Here is an 18,756-nt window from a genome sequence, read left to right as displayed (position 1 = left end):
GGTCGATTAATTATCCTGATTGAGCCATTGCATATATTCAGTGACGCCTTCGGCAACCGTCTTGAACGGTTTTTGATAGCCAGCAGCGCGAAGTTTTGTCAGATCTGCCTGAGTAAAACTCTGGTAACGGCCTTTTAATTTTTCTGGAAAGTCGATGTATTCCACGGCTGGAGATTTTTCTTTATGGAATTCAATCACAGCATCTGCAACAGCCTGGAAAGATTCAGCGCGGCCTGTTCCACAGTTAAAAATGCCGGAAACGCCATTTTTCCAGAACCACAGATTGACGACGGCAACATCACCGACATAGATAAAATCGCGGCAGAAATTCTCACTGCCAGCAAATAACTTCGGATTCTGCCCTTGGTGAATCTGATTATTTAAATGGTAGGCGACACTCGCCATACTGCCCTTATGCCCTTCGCGCGGCCCGTAAACATTGAAATAACGGAAGCCACAAATTTGGGAATCCGCATGAGGCAAAATATCACGAACATATTGATCAAACAGGAACTTGGAGTAGCCATAAACATTGAGCGGTTTTTCATATTGGCGCTCTTCAATGAAATTGTCACTGCGGCCGCCATAAGTAGCAGCAGAGGAGGCGTACAGGAAGGGGATTTGACGCTCGAGACAATAATGCAGCACATCTTTGGAGTACTGGTAATTATTGTCCATCATATATTTACCATCCCATTCTGTTGTGGATGAGCAAGCCCCTTCATGGAAAATGGCATCAATGTCACCTAAATCATCACCTGCCACAATGCTGGCGATGAAGTCTTCTTTATCTATATAGTCGGTGATATCCAAATCAACCAAATTGACGAATTTTGTTCCATCTTTCAGGTTATCAACAACCAGAATATCCTTATAACCCTCATCATTCAGTGCCTTGACAATATTGCTGCCAATAAACCCTGCGCCACCAGTGACAATAATCATTTGGCTCACCTCTAAATAGTCAGTTCACTTTATACCCAGCTTTATCACTGTAACTTGACGTCTATTGGGTATATCTTTGCTGAGTATAATAGCACTTAACCCTACTGACGACAGCAGCTTAAACAGGGGAATATCCTGAAATCTTGCTGTATACCAGACTCTGAGTCGTGATCAGCTTTACAAAGTTGCTATTATCTTTCTCGTTATATCGTCACTAGTAGGATCTGTCAGTAAAATACATTGCGCCTTTCACTTAGTTAGGGATTCAGGAGAGAAAAATGTCAGCATCGTTTTACCAGAAAATTAATGAGCAGTTGGAACAAACCCGCTCCGAAGGATTATTCAAAAGTGAGCGTATTATCACGTCTGCCCAAGATGCCAATATTGCTGTTGCTGAGGGTAACCAAGTCGTTAATTTTTGTGCCAATAACTACTTAGGTTTGGCCAATCACCCTGAACTGATCGCGGCGGCAAAAGCAGGCATGGATAGCCACGGTTTTGGTATGGCATCCGTTCGCTTTATCTGCGGCACGCAAGATTCCCATAAAGAATTAGAAAATAAGATTGCTGAATTTTTGGGTATGGAAGACGCCATTCTGTACTCCTCGTGCTTTGATGCAAACGGCGGTCTGTTTGAAACCCTGTTTGGGCCAGAAGATGCCATTATCTCTGATGCCTTGAACCATGCCTCCATCATTGATGGCATCCGTTTATGCAAAGCAAAGCGTTACCGCTATGCCAATAATGACATGCAAGAATTAAGGGCGCAGTTGGAAAAGGCAAAAGCGGAAGGTGCGCAAAATATCCTGATCGCAACCGACGGGGTATTTTCAATGGATGGCGTTATTGCTGACCTGAGATCTATCTGTGACCTGGCTGATGAATTTGGTGCATTGGTCATGGTGGATGATTCACATGCAGTTGGCTTTGTTGGCAAGCATGGTCGTGGCACTCATGAATATTGTGATGTTATGGGACGTATTGACATTATCACCGGTACGCTTGGTAAGGCACTGGGTGGCGCATCAGGTGGTTATACCGCCGCGCGTAAAGAAGTGGTTGAATGGTTACGCCAGCGTTCACGCCCCTATCTGTTCTCCAACTCATTAGCTCCAGCCATTGTCGCGGCATCTATCAAGGTGCTGGACATGCTGAAAAATGGCGATGATCTGCGTGAGCGTCTCTGGAAAAATGCGAACTTGTTCCGTGAAAAAATGACGGCGGCAGGTTTCACTCTGGCGGGAGCAGATCATGCGATTATCCCTGTTATGTTGGGGGATGCGAAACTGGCACAGGAATTCGCCGCAGAACTGCTGAAAGAAGGCATTTATGTGATTGGGTTCTTCTATCCGGTTGTGCCTAAAGGTCAGGCGCGTATCCGAACCCAGATCTCAGCTGCCCATACTGAAGAACAAATTGAACGTGTGGTGACTGCATTTATCCGCATTGGCAAGCAATTGAATGTCATTGCTTAAGGTATCATTATGAAAGCATTGTCCAAATTAAAACCAGAAGAAGGTATCTGGATGACAGATATGCCCATGCCGGAGCTTGGGCACAATGATGTGATGATTAAAATCCGTAAGACTGCCATTTGTGGGACGGATGTTCACATCTATAACTGGGATGATTGGTCGCAAAAAACTATCCTTGTCCCGATGGTAGTGGGGCACGAATATGTTGGTGAAGTTGTTGCGATTGGTCAGGAAGTAAAAGGATTCAAGATTGGTGATCGTGTATCCGGTGAAGGCCATATCACCTGTGGCCACTGTCGTAATTGCCGTGGTGGGCGTACACATTTATGCCGCAATACTACGGGTGTTGGTGTGAACCGTGAAGGTGCTTTTGCTGAATATCTGGTTATTCCCGCATTTAATGCTTTTAAGATCCCAGACAATATACCCGATGAGCTGGCTGCGATTTTTGATCCATTTGGCAATGCGGTACACACTGCACTGTCTTTTGATCTGGTGGGGGAAGATGTACTGGTATCAGGCGCTGGCCCTATCGGGATTATGGCCGCAGCGGTATGTAAGCATGTTGGTGCTCGTCATGTCGTGATTACGGATGTCAATGAATACCGCCTTGAGCTGGCTCGTAAAATGGGTGTTACCCGCGCTGTGAATGTCAGCAAAGAAAATCTGACTGATGTCATGGCAGAACTGGGAATGACAGAAGGTTTTGATGTGGGTTTAGAAATGTCAGGTGCTCCACCAGCGTTCCATACTTTGCTCAATACCATGAACCACGGTGGACGTATTGCGCTGTTGGGTATCCCGCCTTCAGATATGGCAATAGATTGGAATCAGGTCATCTTTAAGGGATTATTTATCAAGGGCATCTACGGGCGTGAGATGTTTGAAACTTGGTACAAGATGGCGGCTTTGATCCAATCTGGACTGGATTTATCCCCGATTATCACTCACCAATTCTCGATTGATGATTACCAGAAAGGCTTTGATGTTATGCGTTCAGGGCAATCTGGCAAGGTTATCTTAAATTGGGATTAAAAATTAGCGCAGGCGTCTTTGGCTTTTTGGGCGCCTGCTTGATCGGTTTCTGGTCGAGTTTCTGTTTTATTTATCACTTTATTTTCCGTTGCGTGTTTTATTTCTGGTTTGTCTGGCGCTTTTTTTGTCGGATGATTACCCAAAAGTTTTTGCATGTACCGATTTAAGGCATTAATGATGACACTGTTAGATAATGCCTTTTTGATCATCTTGAGATACTCCAACTGAGTGGTTGGTGCAGGTTTTGATTCATAGGGTTTTATGCACTTGCGTGCAATTTGATGATCTAACAACAGGCTGGGTGTTACCAGTTCAATATCACTGGGTAATGTTGCAAGTGCTTGCTGTAAGGCGCGTATAGTTGTGGGATATGGGTGTCCAATTGCAACGGCAGAACCTCGCTTGCGGGCAAGTGAAATTGCTCTGTTAAGTTGATGCCGTGTTTCGGCTTCGGTTTGAGTATTATCCAAAAACACATTTCTTCGGATCACGGGAACAGGGGTTCCCATTGCTGCTTTGGTGACCTGTGTATTGCCTATTGTCACACTGTCCAGAAAATAAAGGTGATAACGGGATAACGCTTGCATTACCTTTTCCATGCCACTGAGATTAGATGTCATTGCACTGCCCATATGATTATTCATACCAACAGCATGAGGAACTTTCTGTATCGCATCTTGAATAATACGGGCAATTTCTTCCCTGCTCATGGCCGGATGGAGTGTATTTTTTTCCAGAAGTTGCTTGCCTAATGGTGCCATTGGCAAGTGGATTAAAATCTCCCGTCCCTGCTGATAAGCCTTTTCCGCCATTTTCCTGCCAGACGGGGAGTTAGGCAGGATTGCGATAGAAACCGCAACGGGCATTTGTAAGATCTTATTTTCTTCACTAACACGATAGCCAACATCATCAATGATGATGGCTAAACGTGCAGCTTGTGCATTGAAAGTAAACAGTAATGATGTGAAGAATAACAATACCCAAGATAAAAGAACGGATAAATCAACCTGCTTTATCAACCGATACCGCATTTTTACCATCATTGTGTCCCTATCTTATTTCCCTAACCACGGTAATGGGTTAACAGCTTGTCCTTGACGGCGGATTTCAAAGTACAGTGAAGGTTGTTGTTGCCCGCCGCTGCTGCCAACCAACGCTATTGGCTGGCCTGCCCGAACCTGTTGCCCAACACTGACCAATGTGCTCTGGTTGTAACCGTAAATGCTCATATCGCCTTTACCGTGTTCAATCACGACAACCAGGCCGTAGCCTTGCAGCCAGTCTGCCAGCAATACACGTCCATCTGAGATTGCCCTGACTTCTGTCCCTTCCGCTGCTGAGATAACAACCCCTTTCCAGCGAAGTTCACCTTGTATCGCCCCGCCAAAGTTATGGATAACACGACCGCGCACTGGCCAGATTGCTTGCCCAGCAGGACGCCCAAGGCCACCAGTTCGTGCCATGAGAGCCCGTTCTTCTTCTGTTGGTTTATAACTGGAACCTTTTTGTTGCGCTTGTTTCTGTTTAGCGGCAACCTGGGCACGAACACGAGCCGCTTCACGTGCTTCACGTTCAGCACGCGCTTTAGCTTCCCGCTCAGCTGTGGCAATCTTGTCTCTTAATCTGGTTTCATTCTGCCGAAGCTCAGCCAGGCTTTGTTGATCTTTCTTCAATGAAGATTCGAGTGTCGTTAATGTTTTTTGCCGCGCAGTGCGGGCAACTTCCATTTTTTGTTTTTGTTGTTTTTGGCCGGCTAGTATCGCTTTCTGTTCACTTTGTTTTTCTAGTTGCAGTTTTTTTTGCTGGTTAAGTTCTTCGGTTGTTTTTTGCAGTTTGGCGATAGCTTCCTGACGAGCCTGATTCAAGTAACTGTAATAAGCGAGAATACGTTCTTTGCGCTGATTTTCCTGCCCATTGAGCAACAATTCTAATCCTTGGTGATTTCCTTGCCGAAATGCAGCGTCCAATTGGTTGGCAAGTAATTGACGTTGCTCCTTTTGCTGTGTTTGCAAGCGTTTGATATTGGCATTGAGTGATGAAACGTCGTTTTCTAGCTTATTCAGGCGAGTTTGTGTCGTGTGCAGCGAACGTCCCACTTCTGAGATAGTACTTTCTTGTTCTTTTAATTGGTTAAGCAGATCTGTACGTTGTTTTTGTTGCTGTTTTACGCTTTTCTCTTTCTCGGCGATATCCTGTTGAATATCTTTGAGCTGATTTTTATTCTCTGAAATTGGATTGGCGAAAGTATTTGTACTGAAACTGAGAAAGGTGAACAACAAGGCACAGAGTTGTAACACTCTGATTTTATTTTGCAGTTTGTATTGCCTCTGCCGATTCTTACGGCTCTTCAGATCCTTATTTTCAGCCATCTTATTGAGTACCCTGCTGCTACATAGCGCCTGATTATTTCATGATGAATTGCACCTGACCAGAGAACAGACTGTTTTTTATCATTAATATAAGTTTTAGTTCATTTATGGTCGAAGATCCTGCCTTGGTCCAGTGTTACATGAAATATTTTATTGATGCATTACAATCAAGTTGTTCTCGGTATGTTTTTTAATTTTTCTCGAAACTCTCCGCAAAAACTGCACTGGATTGATGCTAATTGGCTGTAATTGATGCAACACACAGGTATACTCTTCTACCTTAGATATTTGTTATTAACTAACGGGAGTTGTTGCCCTCCATGCTGCAAGAAATCATGCAATTTATTAGCCGGAACACGATCCTGAGCCTTGTCTGGATTGCATTGCTGGTGGCTGTCATTGTTATGACGGTAAAAAGCGTGTTCTCCAAGAGTAAAGAGATCACCCGTGCTCAGGCCATCCATTTCATCAACAAGGAAGAAGCTATCGTCGTGGATTTACGCTCCCGTGACGATTTCCGCAGGGGGCATATTATTGATTCCGTTAACCTGACGCCATCTGAAATTAAAGATAGTAATTTAGGTGATTTGGAGAAACATAAAAAACAGCCTGTTATCGTAGTTTCAGCGAATGGGCTAGAATCCAGAACACCAGCGGAAAATCTGGTTCGTTTAGGCTTTGAGCAGGTTTATTCCCTGAAAGAAGGGATTGCTGGTTGGGCGGGTGAAAATCTGCCATTGGCTCGCGGCAAGAAATAACGAATTTAGGTGCAAGTGGTATGCTTGCATTCTTGAAAGGTTCAATAAGGACATCTGAAAAAGGTAAACATTATTATGTCAGAACAAAACAATGCAGAAATGGCTTTCCAGATCCAGCGTATTTACACGAAAGATATTTCTTTCGAAGCACCAAAAGCTCCGCAGATTTTCCAACAGGATTGGCAGCCGGAAGTTAAATTGGATCTGGACACGGCTTCCAGTGAATTGGTTCAGGGAGTTTATGAAGTTGTTCTGCGTGTTACCGTCACGGCGGTACTGGAAGAAGAAACTGCGTTTTTGTGTGAAGTTCAACAAGCGGGTATTTTCTCTATTGATGGTCTTGAAGGAACCCAGCTGGCACATTGCTTAGGTGCATATTGCCCAAATATCCTGTTCCCATACGCCCGTGAGTGCATCACTAGCTTGGTTAGTCGTGGGACTTTCCCACAACTGAACCTGGCTCCTGTTAACTTTGATGCCCTGTTCATGAATTATCTGCAACAGCAGGCTGAATCTCAGCCTAATGAGGCTGCACAGGAAGCTTAATGAATACTGCTTCTATGACAGTAATCGGTGCCGGTTCATACGGCACCGCTTTAGCTATTACTTTGGCTCGCAATGGGCACGATGTTGTGCTTTGGGGGCATAACCCTGATCACGTCAATGCGTTGCAACAAGCGCGCTGTAATCAGGCATTTTTACCTGACGTCTCTTTTCCCAATAATTTGTTGCTTGAGTCTGATCTAAAAAGCGCTGTTTCAGCCAGCCACAATATCTTGGTCGTGGTTCCCAGCCATGTTTTCGGAGATGTCTTACAGCAGATAAAACCACATTTACAACAGGATACCCGCATTGTGTGGGCGACCAAGGGGCTTGAAGCGGAAACAGGGCGCTTATTACAAGATGTCGCTCGTGAGATATTAGGTGATGAAATCCCCTTGGCTGTAGTTTCTGGCCCGACATTCGCAAAAGAGCTAGCGGCAGGTTTACCAACAGCGATTGCGGTTTCTGCCACAACACCTGAGTTTGGTGAAGAACTACAACAGTTTTTCCATTGCGGCAAAAGCTTTCGAGTCTACAAAAACCCAGATTTCATAGGAGTACAGCTCGGTGGGGCAATAAAAAATGTTATTGCAATTGGTGCAGGTATCTCTGATGGTATGGGGTTTGGGGCTAATGCCCGCACAGCATTGATCACCCGCGGATTGGCGGAGATGAGCCGACTTGGCGTGGCGTTGGGGGCTGATCCTTCTACATTTATGGGAATGGCCGGATTGGGTGATTTAGTTCTGACCTGTACCGATAACCAATCCCGTAACCGTCGTTTTGGCATGATGCTGGGAAAAGGTATCGGTGTTGATGAAGCGCAACGTGAGATCGGACAAGTTGTTGAAGGATACCGCAATACTAAAGAAGTTCGGGCCTTGGCGGAACGAGTGGGTGTTGAAATGCCTATCACAGAGCAGATCTACCAGATACTATACTGCAATAAAAATGTGATTGAGGCTGCCCAAACATTATTGGGAAGAGCGACAAGAGATGAGGGAGAGGGCTCTCACTCTTAAATAAATGAGAACACTGATATGTCGCGAGCAGAACTGAACGAAGTCTGGAAAAATATAAAAAACGAGGCGAGGGCGCTGGCAGACTGTGAACCCATGTTAGCCAGTTTCTTTCACGCGACACTACTCAAGCATGAAAATCTTGGTAGTGCCTTGAGCTACATGTTGGCAAATAAGCTAGCATCACCGATTATGCCCCCTATTGAAGTCAGAGAAGTCGTTGAAAATGCGTATCGCAGTGATCCTAAGATGATTGAATCGGCTGCACGTGATATTAAAGCTGTTCGACTGCGCGATCCGGCAGTAGATAAATATTCGACACCATTACTCTATCTTAAAGGTTTCCATGCTCTGCAAGCCTACCGCATTGCTCACTGGCTATGGAAAGAAAATCGCAAGGCATTGGCAGTCTATCTGCAAAACCAGATCTCAGTTTCTTTTGGTGTCGATATTCATCCCGCCGCCAGAATTGGCTGTGGCATCATGCTTGACCATGCGACAGGTATTGTAATTGGTGAGACAGCGGTTGTTGAGAACGATGTTTCTATTCTGCAATCTGTGACTCTTGGGGGAACAGGTAAAACTAGCGGAGATCGTCATCCGAAAGTACGTGAAGGGGTGATGATTGGCGCGGGTTCCAAAATCCTCGGCAATATCGAAATTGGTCGAGGTGCGAAAATTGGGGCAGGCTCAGTTGTATTAAGATCAGTTCCACCTCATACCACTGTGGCAGGTGTACCGGCGAGGATTGTTGGTAAACCGGAAAGTGAGAAGCCATCGCTGGATATGAACCAGCATTTTAATGGCATCAATAATGGATTTGAGAATGGTGATGGGATTTAAAATTCTGTCTCTTTTCTTATGAACATTAATAGATAGGACATTCAGCGTCTAATCCACGCTGAATGTCCTATTAATCTTAATCTCGCAATAACGCGCCTTGATAACCCAGCTGTCGCCATGCTTCAAACACAACCACTGCCACAGAATTGGACAGATTCATGCTACGGCTATCTGGCAGCATAGGAATTCTGATTTTCTGTTCAGGCGGCATGTTATCTAACACATAAGACGGCAAACCGCGGGTTTCCGGGCCAAACATCAAGTAATCCCCATCACGATAACTCACATTACTGTGCGCCGGCGTGCCTTTTGTGGTTAAGGCAAATAGGCGCGCTCCAGTAGGGGATTGTGAATTGACGGAACTGAGTCCTTCACTTTCCAAGAATGCGCTGTAATCGTGGTGTTGTTTGATATTGGCGAATTCGTGGTAGTCTAACCCTGCACGACGCAGGCGTTTGTCGTCCCATGTAAAACCCAAAGGTTGAATGAGATGAAGTTGACAGCCTGTGTTGGCACATAGGCGGATGATATTGCCTGTATTAGGCGGAATTTCTGGTTCGAATAGTACGATGTTTAGCATTGGTGTTTCAAGTGGAAAAATTATGATAGTAGTTGATTTGAAAATAGAAATTTATTTTTTATTTGAGTACGTCCACTGATGTTAATATTGAAAATAGCAATCAATTATTTTAATAAGTCACATATTTCATCTTTAGGTTGGAATTCCAAAGGCGCATTTATCAATATTTCACGAATAGATTCTAAATCACGTTCACTACAAGCTGATTGAAGATGTTGAATTAACTTATTAAGTTCAGACCATTCTAGGTAGATCTCATTTGCTGTCATGATCCTAGGATGATTTGTTCCTGAGACATTGTTTCCTATTAATAATTCTTCGTATAATTTCTCTCCGGGACGAAGGCCTGTTACTTTTATTTCTATGTCTCCATTTCGGTTATTCTCATCTCTTACTGTTAAACCTGAAAGGCTTACCATTTTAACTGCAAGATCATATATTCTTACTGATTCCCCCATATCCAATACAAAAACATCGCCATTTACTCCCATGGCTCCGGCTTGAATAACTAATTGAGCTGCCTCTGGGATTGTCATGAAATATCGAGTTATATCCTTATGGGTAAGAGTTATTGGACCTCCATTAGCTATTTGTTTCTCAAACAGAGGTACTACTGAGCCTGAAGAACCAAGTACATTTCCGAATCTTACCATGGAAAATTGGGTATGTTTATTCTGCTTAGCTAATGCTTGTAATATTAATTCAGCGAATCTTTTTGTTGCTCCCATTATATTTGTGGGGCGAACTGCTTTATCTGTGGATATGAGAACAAATTTATCAACTTTTTGAGTAATAGCAGCTTGAGCAATAGCTAGTGTACCAAAAATGTTGTTTTGAATACCTTCTATAGTATTTAATTCAACTAGAGGAACATGTTTATATGCTGCAGCATGATAGATGGTGTTAATATGAAATTTATCAATAATTTTATTGATTTTCTCTGAGTTCTTTATATTCCCTAATATAGGAATGATGTTAACATTTAGTTTTTTTTCTTTGTTGATTTTTTGTAATTCTCTTTCTATTGAATAAAGAGCATATTCTGTTAATTCGAATAAGATTAAAAAAATCGGTTTTTGCTGAATAATTTGGCGACACAATTCAGAACCAATTGAACCACCCGCTCCAGATACAAGGACATTTTTATTTAAAATATTTTTAGATAATAATTCTGGTAATGGAGATACTTGTTCCCTTCCTAAAAGATCATCTATGGATAATTTTCTTAGAGTATCAATTTTAGCTGTACCATCTACCAATTCATTGAAATTTGGGATTGTTAATATTTCGCAATGTGTTGGTTGTAGTGTATCTATAATACTTTTTCTTTCAGCAATAGATGCAGTGGGGAGGGCAAGTAATATTTTTTCTACTTTATACTTTTCTACTAGTTTAATAACTGAATCAGATGAATAAACAATAATCCCTTGAATACTTAAATTTTTCAGTTTAAGGTTGTCATCAATAAAAGCTACTGGCTCTAATTCTCGGTGTTCTCTTAATATGGGTAATAATTGTCGTCCTGATTCCCCTGCACCATATATAATGACGGGAATTCCCTTATTCATTATATAATTACGAAGTGCTCTGTAAAAAAATCTAGTTCCGCATAATAAAATAACTAAAAAAGAAAAGTAGATAATAGGAACAGTTCTTGGTAAAAAAGCCTGCTGGTATGAAGAAAATGCTATTAAAATCAGAGATGATAAAAATGAACCAATAACAGCCCACTTTAAAATACTCATATTAACATATCTTAATATAGCTCGATAAAACCCTAATCTAATAAATATAAAGAGTGTACATGGTATTGTTAGGCTAATTACAGACCAATGTAATAAACTATTAATGGGAACTTCTCTGTCTAAACGTAGCCACATGCTGATCCAATATGAAGAAGCTATTATCAAAATATCAGCAATCATTAATAAAAATGTTTTTAGTAACCTTTCTTTTTTGAAAAAAAGTCTCTCGCTCATGAATGTTACCTGAAAATTATTTTATATATAGTTTTAAAAATTATTTTAATATCAAGACAAAATGATTGCTGTTTAGCATAATCTAGATAATATTTGGCCTTGAGAGGCATGATTATATCAATGTAAGCTTGATGGGGATTTGGATATTGAGACAATATTTCATTTTCATCTATCATTTCTATAGATGCCAGATCTGTTATACCTGGTTTTACTGACAATATTTTTGATCTCATCTCTAGAGGGTATTTATCCATAAATTTAGGTACTTCAGGCCTGGGACCAACTAAGCTCATTTTGCCTTGAATAACATCAATAAGTTGGGCTAATTCATCTAGTTTATATTTTCTGATAAATTTTCCAGAGTTGGTTATGCGAGAATCATTACCGATTGTAAGTTGTCCTTTTTGTTCGGAATTTAATGTCATACTTCTAAATTTATGAATATAAAATGGCTTTCCATATTGCCCAATACGCTTTTGACGAAAAAAAATGGGCCCTTTCGAGTCCATTTTTATCCATATAGCGATAGATATTAATATAGGAGATAAAACAATTATCCCTATAAAAGATGAAATGAAATCAAAAAACCTTTTAAAATATATATATATAGACTTCATTTATTTTAAAATCTCTTTTATTGCATTTATTACTCTAATTTGATCGTCTCTTGTCATTTTTGTATATAAAGGAATGGAAATTATTTTATGGAAATTTTTTTCTGCGACAGGAAAATTTTCCTCACATAATGAATAAGTATTTTTCCAAACAGGATGTTTATGAAGAGGAATAAAGTGAACTGAGCAGCCTATATTTTTTTCAGCCATTTTTATAATAAAGTCATCTCTTGATATTTTGACTTCATCTTTTAAGCGGATGGGGTATAAATGCCATGCATGTTGGTTATCTGGACCGAAAGGTTTAGTCGGTAAGATTAATGGTAGATCTTTCAGTTCTTCGTCATAAAACTTTGCCATTTTCTCTCTTTTTCGCTGGAAGAGATCAATTTTTTTTAGCTGATGGATTCCAATTGCAGCACAAATATCAGGCATATTATATTTAAAGCCTGGTTCTATAACTTCATAGTACCAAGCGGGAGTTTTGGATTGGTATCGATCAAATGCATCTTTGCTAATACCGTGAAGGCGCATAACTTTAGCTCTTTTTATAATTTTTGGATTACGAGAAACAAGCATGCCGCCTTCAGCTGTAGTCATTGTTTTATTGGCATAAAAACTAAAGACAGTAACGTCCGTATCTAATGTACCTATTTTTTTTCCATTGTAGATAGTTGGAAATGCATGAGCAGCATCTTCAACAATTTTTAGGTTAAATTCTTTAGCGATAGAGATTATTTCATCCATATCACAAGATAGACCTGCAAAATGTACAGGAATAATTGCTTTCGTTTTGGAAGTTATTGCTTTTCTGATTTTTTTAGGATCAATATTCAGGGAATCAGGAAGGGAATCAACAAAAACAGGGTTTGCACCTAAATAGCGGACCACTTCGGCAGTCGCTGTAAAGGTATAGGTTGGGACTATGACTTCGTCTTCAGGTTTAATGCCTATCGCTTCTAGGGCTAAATGTAGTCCCGCAGTAGCTGAATTAACAGCAATAGCTTCAACACCATCACCTAAATAGCTAGCAAAATCTTGTTCGAACTTTTTTGCTTTAGGTCCAGTTGTAATCCAACCATGTTTTAATGAATCTACAACTTCATTAATTTCTTCTTTACTAATTTCAGGTAATGCGAAAGGGAGGAATTTATTGTTCATAATTTTTTCATCACTTGTAAAAATTTATTAGCTAACCTGGAATAGGTATGGTGATTTAGAACATAATTTTTACCATTTTTTCCCATTTGTTGTCTTTCTTCCAGAGTGTATTCACTTAATTTAATTAAGCCATCAGCTATAGCTTTAGATGATTCTGCTTCTACAGTTAGTCCGCAAGCAGCATCTGCAATGGGATCATTTCCGGCATTAATAGAGCTTAAAATAATATTTTCAGCCATCATATAATCCATTAGTTTATTGGGAGATATACCAAAACGGTAAATAGATGTTTTATGAGCGCCTATATAACTAATATCAAATAATGTCAGGAGATCTGGCATTTGTTTTTTAGCTATAGGGTCAAAGAAAGTAATGTTTTCTAAATTTAATGATTTTGAGTATTCTATAAGATTGTTTTTCTCTAAACCTGAACCAATTAGAATAAAATGAAATGATTTTTTCCTTAATAAATGAGCAGATTCTATTAAAAACTTTAATGCATTGGGTGCGCCATGAGAACCGGCATAGCCAACTATTGTGTAGCCTTTATTTTTTAAGATCTGTATTTTTGAACTAATATCATGAGATGTTTTATCGTAGTTACCATTTTCCCAGTCAGAGCATACAATACCATTGGGTATAATATGTAATTTATTTATATCTAGACCATGCTCCATAACATGTTGATGAACTTTAGGTAATATAGATATTACAGCATCTGAATATTTATATGCATAATTCTCTGCATATTGACATAAAATCATAAATGGATGTTTTGGAGACATTCCTCCTAATTCTATAGGTGATAAGGGCCACAGATCATGAATCTCAAATATCAATTTTGCTTTGTACTTTTTAGCTAGGTATTTTGCAATCCAAATGTCTAGTGGATATGTACTAGAAGCTATTATTATGTCCGGTTTTATTTTATTAATGATTTTTTTATTAGACAGAATAATTTGTAGTAAGAAAGAAAAAATATTGATTAAACGAAATATTCCGTTTCCTTTATATTTATTGGTTGGATACCAAATATACTGTATACCGTCAATATTTTCCTCTGTAATTTTAATTTTTACATTAGGCTGCTTTGAGCGTATATGAGAGTATGAAGATGCTAATATGGTTGTTTTGTGTCCATTATTTAACCACTCTTTTGCTAAATAGTATGGTCTAAATTCCATTCCATAATAAGGACTTCCAGCATAATGGTTAATGTATAATATGTTCATAATATATTTACATCTCTCTAATTTTTTTAGCTGGATTACCAGCAAAAACAGTGGATTCTGGTACATCTTTTGTCAATACAGCACCAATACCTATAAGTGAATTATCACCGATATTTTTCTTCTGGATGATTGAGGTATTTGGTCCAATCCATGAATTTTTTCCAATAATAACTCCTCCACTGATTTCTGCGCATGCAGTAATGAAAGTTCCTTTCCCTATATGGCAATTATGAGCTATGTGAACTAAGTTATCAATTTTCACATAATCTTCTATTATAGTATTTGAAAGTGCTCCTCTTGCAATACATGTATTGGAACCCACTTCAACATTTTCTCCAATAATAACTCTCCCTAAATGAGGAAAACGGATAGGTATACCGTTCGATGTTCTCTCAAATCCAAAACCATCTCCTCCAATAGACGAATTAGCTCTTATTCTTGAATTTGCTCCTATAATTGTTCCAGAATGTATGACTACATTAGGCTCAATTTTTACATTCTCATGAATAATACAACCATCTTCAATTATAGAGTTAAGTCCTATAGATGCAGTTGGAGATATTTTTGATTTGAATGAAAAATGATTAAATACATTCTCTTTCTCTAGAAAATTTAATATACGTATGAAATCTAATCTTGGATTTTTACTAATTATGAATCTTGTTTTTTTATCATTAAAAAAAATTGTATCTGACTCATTACACACTAGTGTAACATTAGGGTTTAACAGATCAATTTTTCCTTTGATAAAGGAAAGACTTCCATCAATAATATTATTAATTGGAGATATGTTAGTGATATGGCTATTATTTCCAATATAATGAAGATTTAGTTCTTTACATATTTTTTCTATGGAGATACCAAATTTTAATTGATAACACATCTTATCACCTCAAAACTTTCAGCATACTTTGCTCCTATTTGAACACCACGAGTTCTTGCCAAAGAAAATATGAAATCTTCAGACATATAATCTCTGTTTTTTTGCGATTCATATTTGTGCAGAGCTGATACTTTTTTTTGGATGTGATGTTCATCTAATTTTATAAAACAAGTAGTGTCAAAAGATAAATTGTTCCAAATTAATTCATATCCAAGTATGGTTGTGTTTTTGAAGGCTCTAAGTCCTTCTTGGGCTATTGTTGTATGATCTTGGTGTATATCTTTTAGAGAAGGCATGAGAATAAGATCAAAATTATTATTTTTTCTTATTTCAATTAAGTTCTCTAGGATTTCTTGCCTAGCATAGTTTAGTTTTCTTACTTGGTAATTAAAAATTATTAAATTTTCACTTTTTATACCTAAAGCTTGTGTTGCTGCTTTTACTTCCGTTTTTAATATATCTTTTGCCATTCCGTCGGGAACTGATTCTTCTGCAGTTGAAAAGGCTACGTAGGTAACATTCTTTCCATTTTCAATCAATTTGGTTATGGTTCCTCCTGCTCCTAGCTCACCATCGTCTGTATGAGGAGCAAGTACTAAAATTTTATTAAAATTTGTTATCATGCTTTCAATAATGTCCTAATATGTTATGAATTTTGGTAATGAAACTAAGGCGTTGTGTTGTAGGGGGATTTATATGTACCAATGAATTTTTTGTGGCTCTCCATTATGTGTGAATAAAAAATTATTTTCCTTGATAATTTTTTGATATGTGTGCTCAGATTAAAATTATATCACTCTGTATGCTTTTTTGGGGGCTAAATATTATATTTTCCATTTTTAACTAATTTATCAAAAATAACTATTATCTCTAATTCACTATTATTATTTTGAAAATTAGTGTCTTAATTATATATTTTAATTTTGAAAAAATGTTTGATTATATAAAAATTATTTTTAGAGTTATAATCTATGCTTATCAATAAGGTTTAATATTTCTTTATTATTATTTTTTCGATTAAATAAACGATTAATTGTTTTAATGCCATTTTCACTAATTTTTTGTCTGAGGTCTTTGTCTTGTATTAGTGCCATAATTCCACTGGCTAATGCTTCACTATCTGCAGCTTTGACTAAAATACCATTATAACTATCATTGATTAGTTCAGTAATAGATCCGGTAGTGGTTGATATACATGGAATTCCTTTGCTCATTGCTTCCATCAATGACACAGGTATTCCTTCATGCAATCCATTACCTAAATCTAGACTAGGTAAACAACAAAATTGATATATACCACTACTTAGTAAATTTCGCACACAATCATGGGTTAGTTGCCCTTTAAAGTGAATTTGTTGTTCTATATTTAAATCTTTAGCTAGTTTCATTAGATATTCTTTTAGCGCCCCCGTACCAATTATATCTATATGAATAATGCTACTTTTTCTTTTTAAGAGAGATATGGCATTAAATAAATAGAGATGCCCTTTCACTGGAATGAGGTTTGCTATGCAAACACCTCTTGTATATGATTTGATAAAAGGGATACTAATGTTAGTATTGTTATCTACATCTACTCCCAGATAGATTGTTTTAATTTTATCATTATATTTTTTTGATATATTAAAATGAAGCAATTGTTGTGACTTTTTTGAAATAAGTCTAATAAACTCTGCATTTTCAAATTTATTTTTAAAATTGTTATTATCAATTATATCCCATCTGTGTCCTGTAGCTCCATATGGGACTTTTGATAAAAAATTTAACATCATAGCTAATTGAGTAGGCGCTGATATCCAATGTGAGTAAATAAAGCATGGCTTAATTTTTTTCATTTTCTTATAAAGGAATATTGATTTTGGAATCAGAACAAGATTCTTAATACTATGTTTATAATTCCTTACAAGACATAATTGTAATAAACCCCATAAAATGATAGGGTATTTAATTGTGAATGAGAGGCTGGAGAAAAAATATTTTATAGTTAACAATGGTAAATAAAGGTAGTATATATTTTTATTTGTTTTTTTCTCTTGAGCATTCTTTAAGTTACCTCTTGGATAAGTGGGAATAACATAAATTTTATAATTATTGGATAAATCCTCTATTTCTGATGTGATGAAACTTTCTCCATCTCCAAAAGGATAGGAGGATGTGATAAAAAAAATAGATTTCATGATAGTCCTTTTTTTATATATTTCATCACTATAGCAATAGTGTAACCTAAAAATAACCAGATTATTGATGATTTCGGTATTGCTACGAAAAGTGAAACTGAATCTCCGGATAATAATAGAACCATTGATGATACATATATAGAGAAGATAAAACTTGTTAAAGTTGATGGTGGGTATTTAATTAAATAAGATATATTTTTCCAGAAAAATCCCCAAAGTCCAGCCCATATAAAAATTCCTATAATACCAAAATTAATAAATCCTTCGGAAAGGAAGAAAAATTGCCTTCCTGTGTTAGGCGATGCATTTTGATCATAAAATGATCGAAAATACCAGTTTGATAAACCATAACTTTTTGATGGAAAAATAAATCTTGGAATCCATTGGGTGATAGTATCTAGGAGAGAACTTCCATAATAGTAATCATTGGGTTCTAGTGTATTCATTAAAACTGGTAGTGTTTCAAAAGGAACAACGAATTGCCCATCAGTTAGTGTATAATACATTGATGATGAATTATGATTAGTTTGTTCTAAACTAGTAATAGATCTTTCATATAAATCTTGATAACTTTTATAATTAGAATTTCTTATATATCCTAATATATTTAACAACACAAATGAAATTAATATAAATGGTAGTATCTTTTTAAATGATATAAACCTAAATCTTATAAAATAAAATATTGCATAGGTCATTCCCCAAATAATTAATTGAGAGCGCCTTCCTAAAATAATATTTATAGTCATTATGATTAAAAATATTATTGTCGAAGTCTTTTTTCTTCCGGAAAATAATAAGAAAAAACTTCCTACATACGCTATATATAATGAGATTTCTAAGGTTGGATTACTAGCAAAAATCTTAGTGACTCCATATCCTTCTAGTAGAATTGAGCTTATTCCACCATTGTTATTTGATATAATTAAGAAAACGGAAAATCCCAATATTACTAATATTTTCCCCGTTATATTTAGTGGTAGGTTTAAGGAATCTAGCTTTGATCCTAATTTTATTAACTTTTTTGTTATAAAAATAGGTTTAGATATTCTGTAAAAAAAATAGAAAATCCATAAAGAGATGGTTGTTAACATTACAGAATAAGGAAATATATTTTTAATATCGTAAAACATATATGTGACA

Annotated in this window: 18 protein-coding genes and 2 pseudogenes; 6 read left to right on the top strand and 14 right to left on the bottom strand. The window is 37.7% G+C overall.

Annotated features, from left to right (window positions below; translation table 11 throughout):
• Positions 1-6: 6 nt before the first annotated feature.
• Positions 7-945, bottom strand: coding sequence for an ADP-glyceromanno-heptose 6-epimerase (gene rfaD, locus IQ209_RS12215; protein WP_193851562.1), 939 nt, complete (start codon positions 943-945; stop codon positions 7-9).
• A gap of 278 nt (positions 946-1,223) precedes the next feature.
• On the opposite strand from rfaD, the gene kbl reads away from it, so the two are divergent.
• Both kbl and tdh read left to right on the top strand, forming a co-directional pair.
• Entirely contained in the window at positions 1,224-2,420 is a 1,197-nt protein-coding gene (kbl, locus tag IQ209_RS12210) for a glycine C-acetyltransferase (RefSeq protein ID WP_193851561.1), read from the top strand.
• A 9-nt stretch (positions 2,421-2,429) separates the two neighbouring features.
• Entirely contained in the window at positions 2,430-3,455 is a 1,026-nt protein-coding gene (gene tdh, locus IQ209_RS12205) for an L-threonine 3-dehydrogenase (protein WP_193851560.1), read from the top strand.
• On the opposite strand, the gene IQ209_RS12200 is transcribed toward tdh, so the two are convergent.
• Together IQ209_RS12200 and envC are read right to left on the bottom strand one after the other, a co-directional pair.
• Positions 3,452-4,495 carry a divergent polysaccharide deacetylase family protein gene (locus IQ209_RS12200; protein WP_193851559.1) on the bottom strand — a complete coding sequence of 348 codons (1,044 nt, stop codon included), beginning with the start codon at positions 4,493-4,495 and terminating at the stop codon, positions 3,452-3,454. The genes tdh and IQ209_RS12200 overlap by 4 nt on opposite strands.
• Positions 4,496-4,510: 15 nt before the next feature.
• Entirely contained in the window at positions 4,511-5,824 is a 1,314-nt protein-coding gene (envC, locus tag IQ209_RS12195; RefSeq protein ID WP_193851558.1) for a murein hydrolase activator EnvC, read from the bottom strand.
• Between the two features lie 320 nt (positions 5,825-6,144).
• On the opposite strand from envC, the gene IQ209_RS12190 reads away from it, so the two are divergent.
• From IQ209_RS12190 to cysE, 4 genes are all read left to right on the top strand, one after another.
• Positions 6,145-6,582, top strand: coding sequence for a rhodanese-like domain-containing protein (locus tag IQ209_RS12190; RefSeq protein WP_193851557.1), 438 nt, complete (start codon positions 6,145-6,147; stop codon positions 6,580-6,582).
• Positions 6,583-6,657: 75 nt separating this feature from the next.
• Positions 6,658-7,128, top strand: coding sequence for a protein-export chaperone SecB (secB, locus tag IQ209_RS12185; protein WP_193851556.1), 471 nt, complete (start codon positions 6,658-6,660; stop codon positions 7,126-7,128).
• A complete protein-coding gene (gene gpsA / locus IQ209_RS12180; protein ID WP_193851555.1) occupies positions 7,128-8,147 on the top strand; it encodes an NAD(P)H-dependent glycerol-3-phosphate dehydrogenase in 1,020 nt (339 codons plus the stop codon). The genes secB and gpsA overlap by 1 nt, the downstream gene beginning before the upstream one ends.
• 18 nt (positions 8,148-8,165) lie before the next feature.
• Positions 8,166-8,987 carry a serine O-acetyltransferase gene (cysE, locus tag IQ209_RS12175; RefSeq protein WP_193851554.1) on the top strand — a complete coding sequence of 274 codons (822 nt, stop codon included), beginning with the start codon at positions 8,166-8,168 and terminating at the stop codon, positions 8,985-8,987.
• Between the two features lie 76 nt (positions 8,988-9,063).
• Here the strand turns inward: cysE and trmL are convergent, their stop codons facing one another.
• The 11 genes and pseudogenes from trmL to IQ209_RS12125 all read right to left on the bottom strand — a co-directional run.
• Complete coding sequence (gene trmL, locus IQ209_RS12170) at positions 9,064-9,567, bottom strand: tRNA (uridine(34)/cytosine(34)/5-carboxymethylaminomethyluridine(34)-2'-O)-methyltransferase TrmL (protein ID WP_193851553.1); 504 nt, start codon at positions 9,565-9,567, stop codon at positions 9,064-9,066.
• 104 nt (positions 9,568-9,671) lie between these two features.
• A complete protein-coding gene (locus IQ209_RS12165; protein ID WP_193851552.1) occupies positions 9,672-11,546 on the bottom strand; it encodes a nucleoside-diphosphate sugar epimerase/dehydratase in 1,875 nt (624 codons plus the stop codon).
• Positions 11,547-11,551: 5 nt separating this feature from the next.
• Complete coding sequence (locus tag IQ209_RS12160; RefSeq protein WP_193851551.1) at positions 11,552-12,163, bottom strand: sugar transferase; 612 nt, start codon at positions 12,161-12,163, stop codon at positions 11,552-11,554.
• Entirely contained in the window at positions 12,164-13,321 is a 1,158-nt protein-coding gene (locus IQ209_RS12155) for a DegT/DnrJ/EryC1/StrS aminotransferase family protein (protein WP_193851550.1), read from the bottom strand. It lies immediately after the preceding gene.
• A pseudogene (locus tag IQ209_RS18770) lies at positions 13,318-13,824 on the bottom strand (glycosyltransferase); the annotation flags it as partial. The pseudogene IQ209_RS18770 and the gene IQ209_RS12155, both read right to left, overlap by 4 nt.
• 132 nt (positions 13,825-13,956) lie before the next feature.
• Positions 13,957-14,505 (bottom strand): annotated as a pseudogene (locus IQ209_RS18765) (glycosyltransferase); the annotation flags it as partial.
• A 55-nt stretch (positions 14,506-14,560) separates the two neighbouring features.
• Positions 14,561-15,436 carry a UDP-3-O-(3-hydroxymyristoyl)glucosamine N-acyltransferase gene (locus tag IQ209_RS12145; RefSeq protein ID WP_193851548.1) on the bottom strand — a complete coding sequence of 292 codons (876 nt, stop codon included), beginning with the start codon at positions 15,434-15,436 and terminating at the stop codon, positions 14,561-14,563.
• Positions 15,421-16,059, bottom strand: coding sequence for a PIG-L deacetylase family protein (locus IQ209_RS12140; protein ID WP_193851547.1), 639 nt, complete (start codon positions 16,057-16,059; stop codon positions 15,421-15,423). Before IQ209_RS12140 ends, IQ209_RS12145 begins: the two co-directional genes overlap by 16 nt.
• 44 nt (positions 16,060-16,103) lie before the next feature.
• Entirely contained in the window at positions 16,104-16,217 is a 114-nt protein-coding gene (locus IQ209_RS18760; RefSeq protein WP_193851596.1) for a hypothetical protein, read from the bottom strand.
• A 181-nt stretch (positions 16,218-16,398) separates the two neighbouring features.
• Positions 16,399-17,613: a glycosyltransferase gene (locus IQ209_RS12130; RefSeq protein ID WP_193851546.1), complete on the bottom strand. Its 1,215-nt coding sequence runs from the start codon at positions 17,611-17,613 to the stop codon at positions 16,399-16,401.
• Positions 17,610-18,756: hypothetical protein (locus IQ209_RS12125; protein ID WP_193851545.1), on the bottom strand; the 1,147-nt coding region annotated here is incomplete at its 5' end. The genes IQ209_RS12125 and IQ209_RS12130, both read right to left, overlap by 4 nt.

The organism is Xenorhabdus sp. BG5, assembly GCF_015163665.1.
Lineage (GTDB): Bacteria > Pseudomonadota > Gammaproteobacteria > Enterobacterales > Enterobacteriaceae > Xenorhabdus.
Note: the sequence above shows the minus strand (reverse complement) of the source record. Positions and strands in the feature narration are given on the sequence as shown.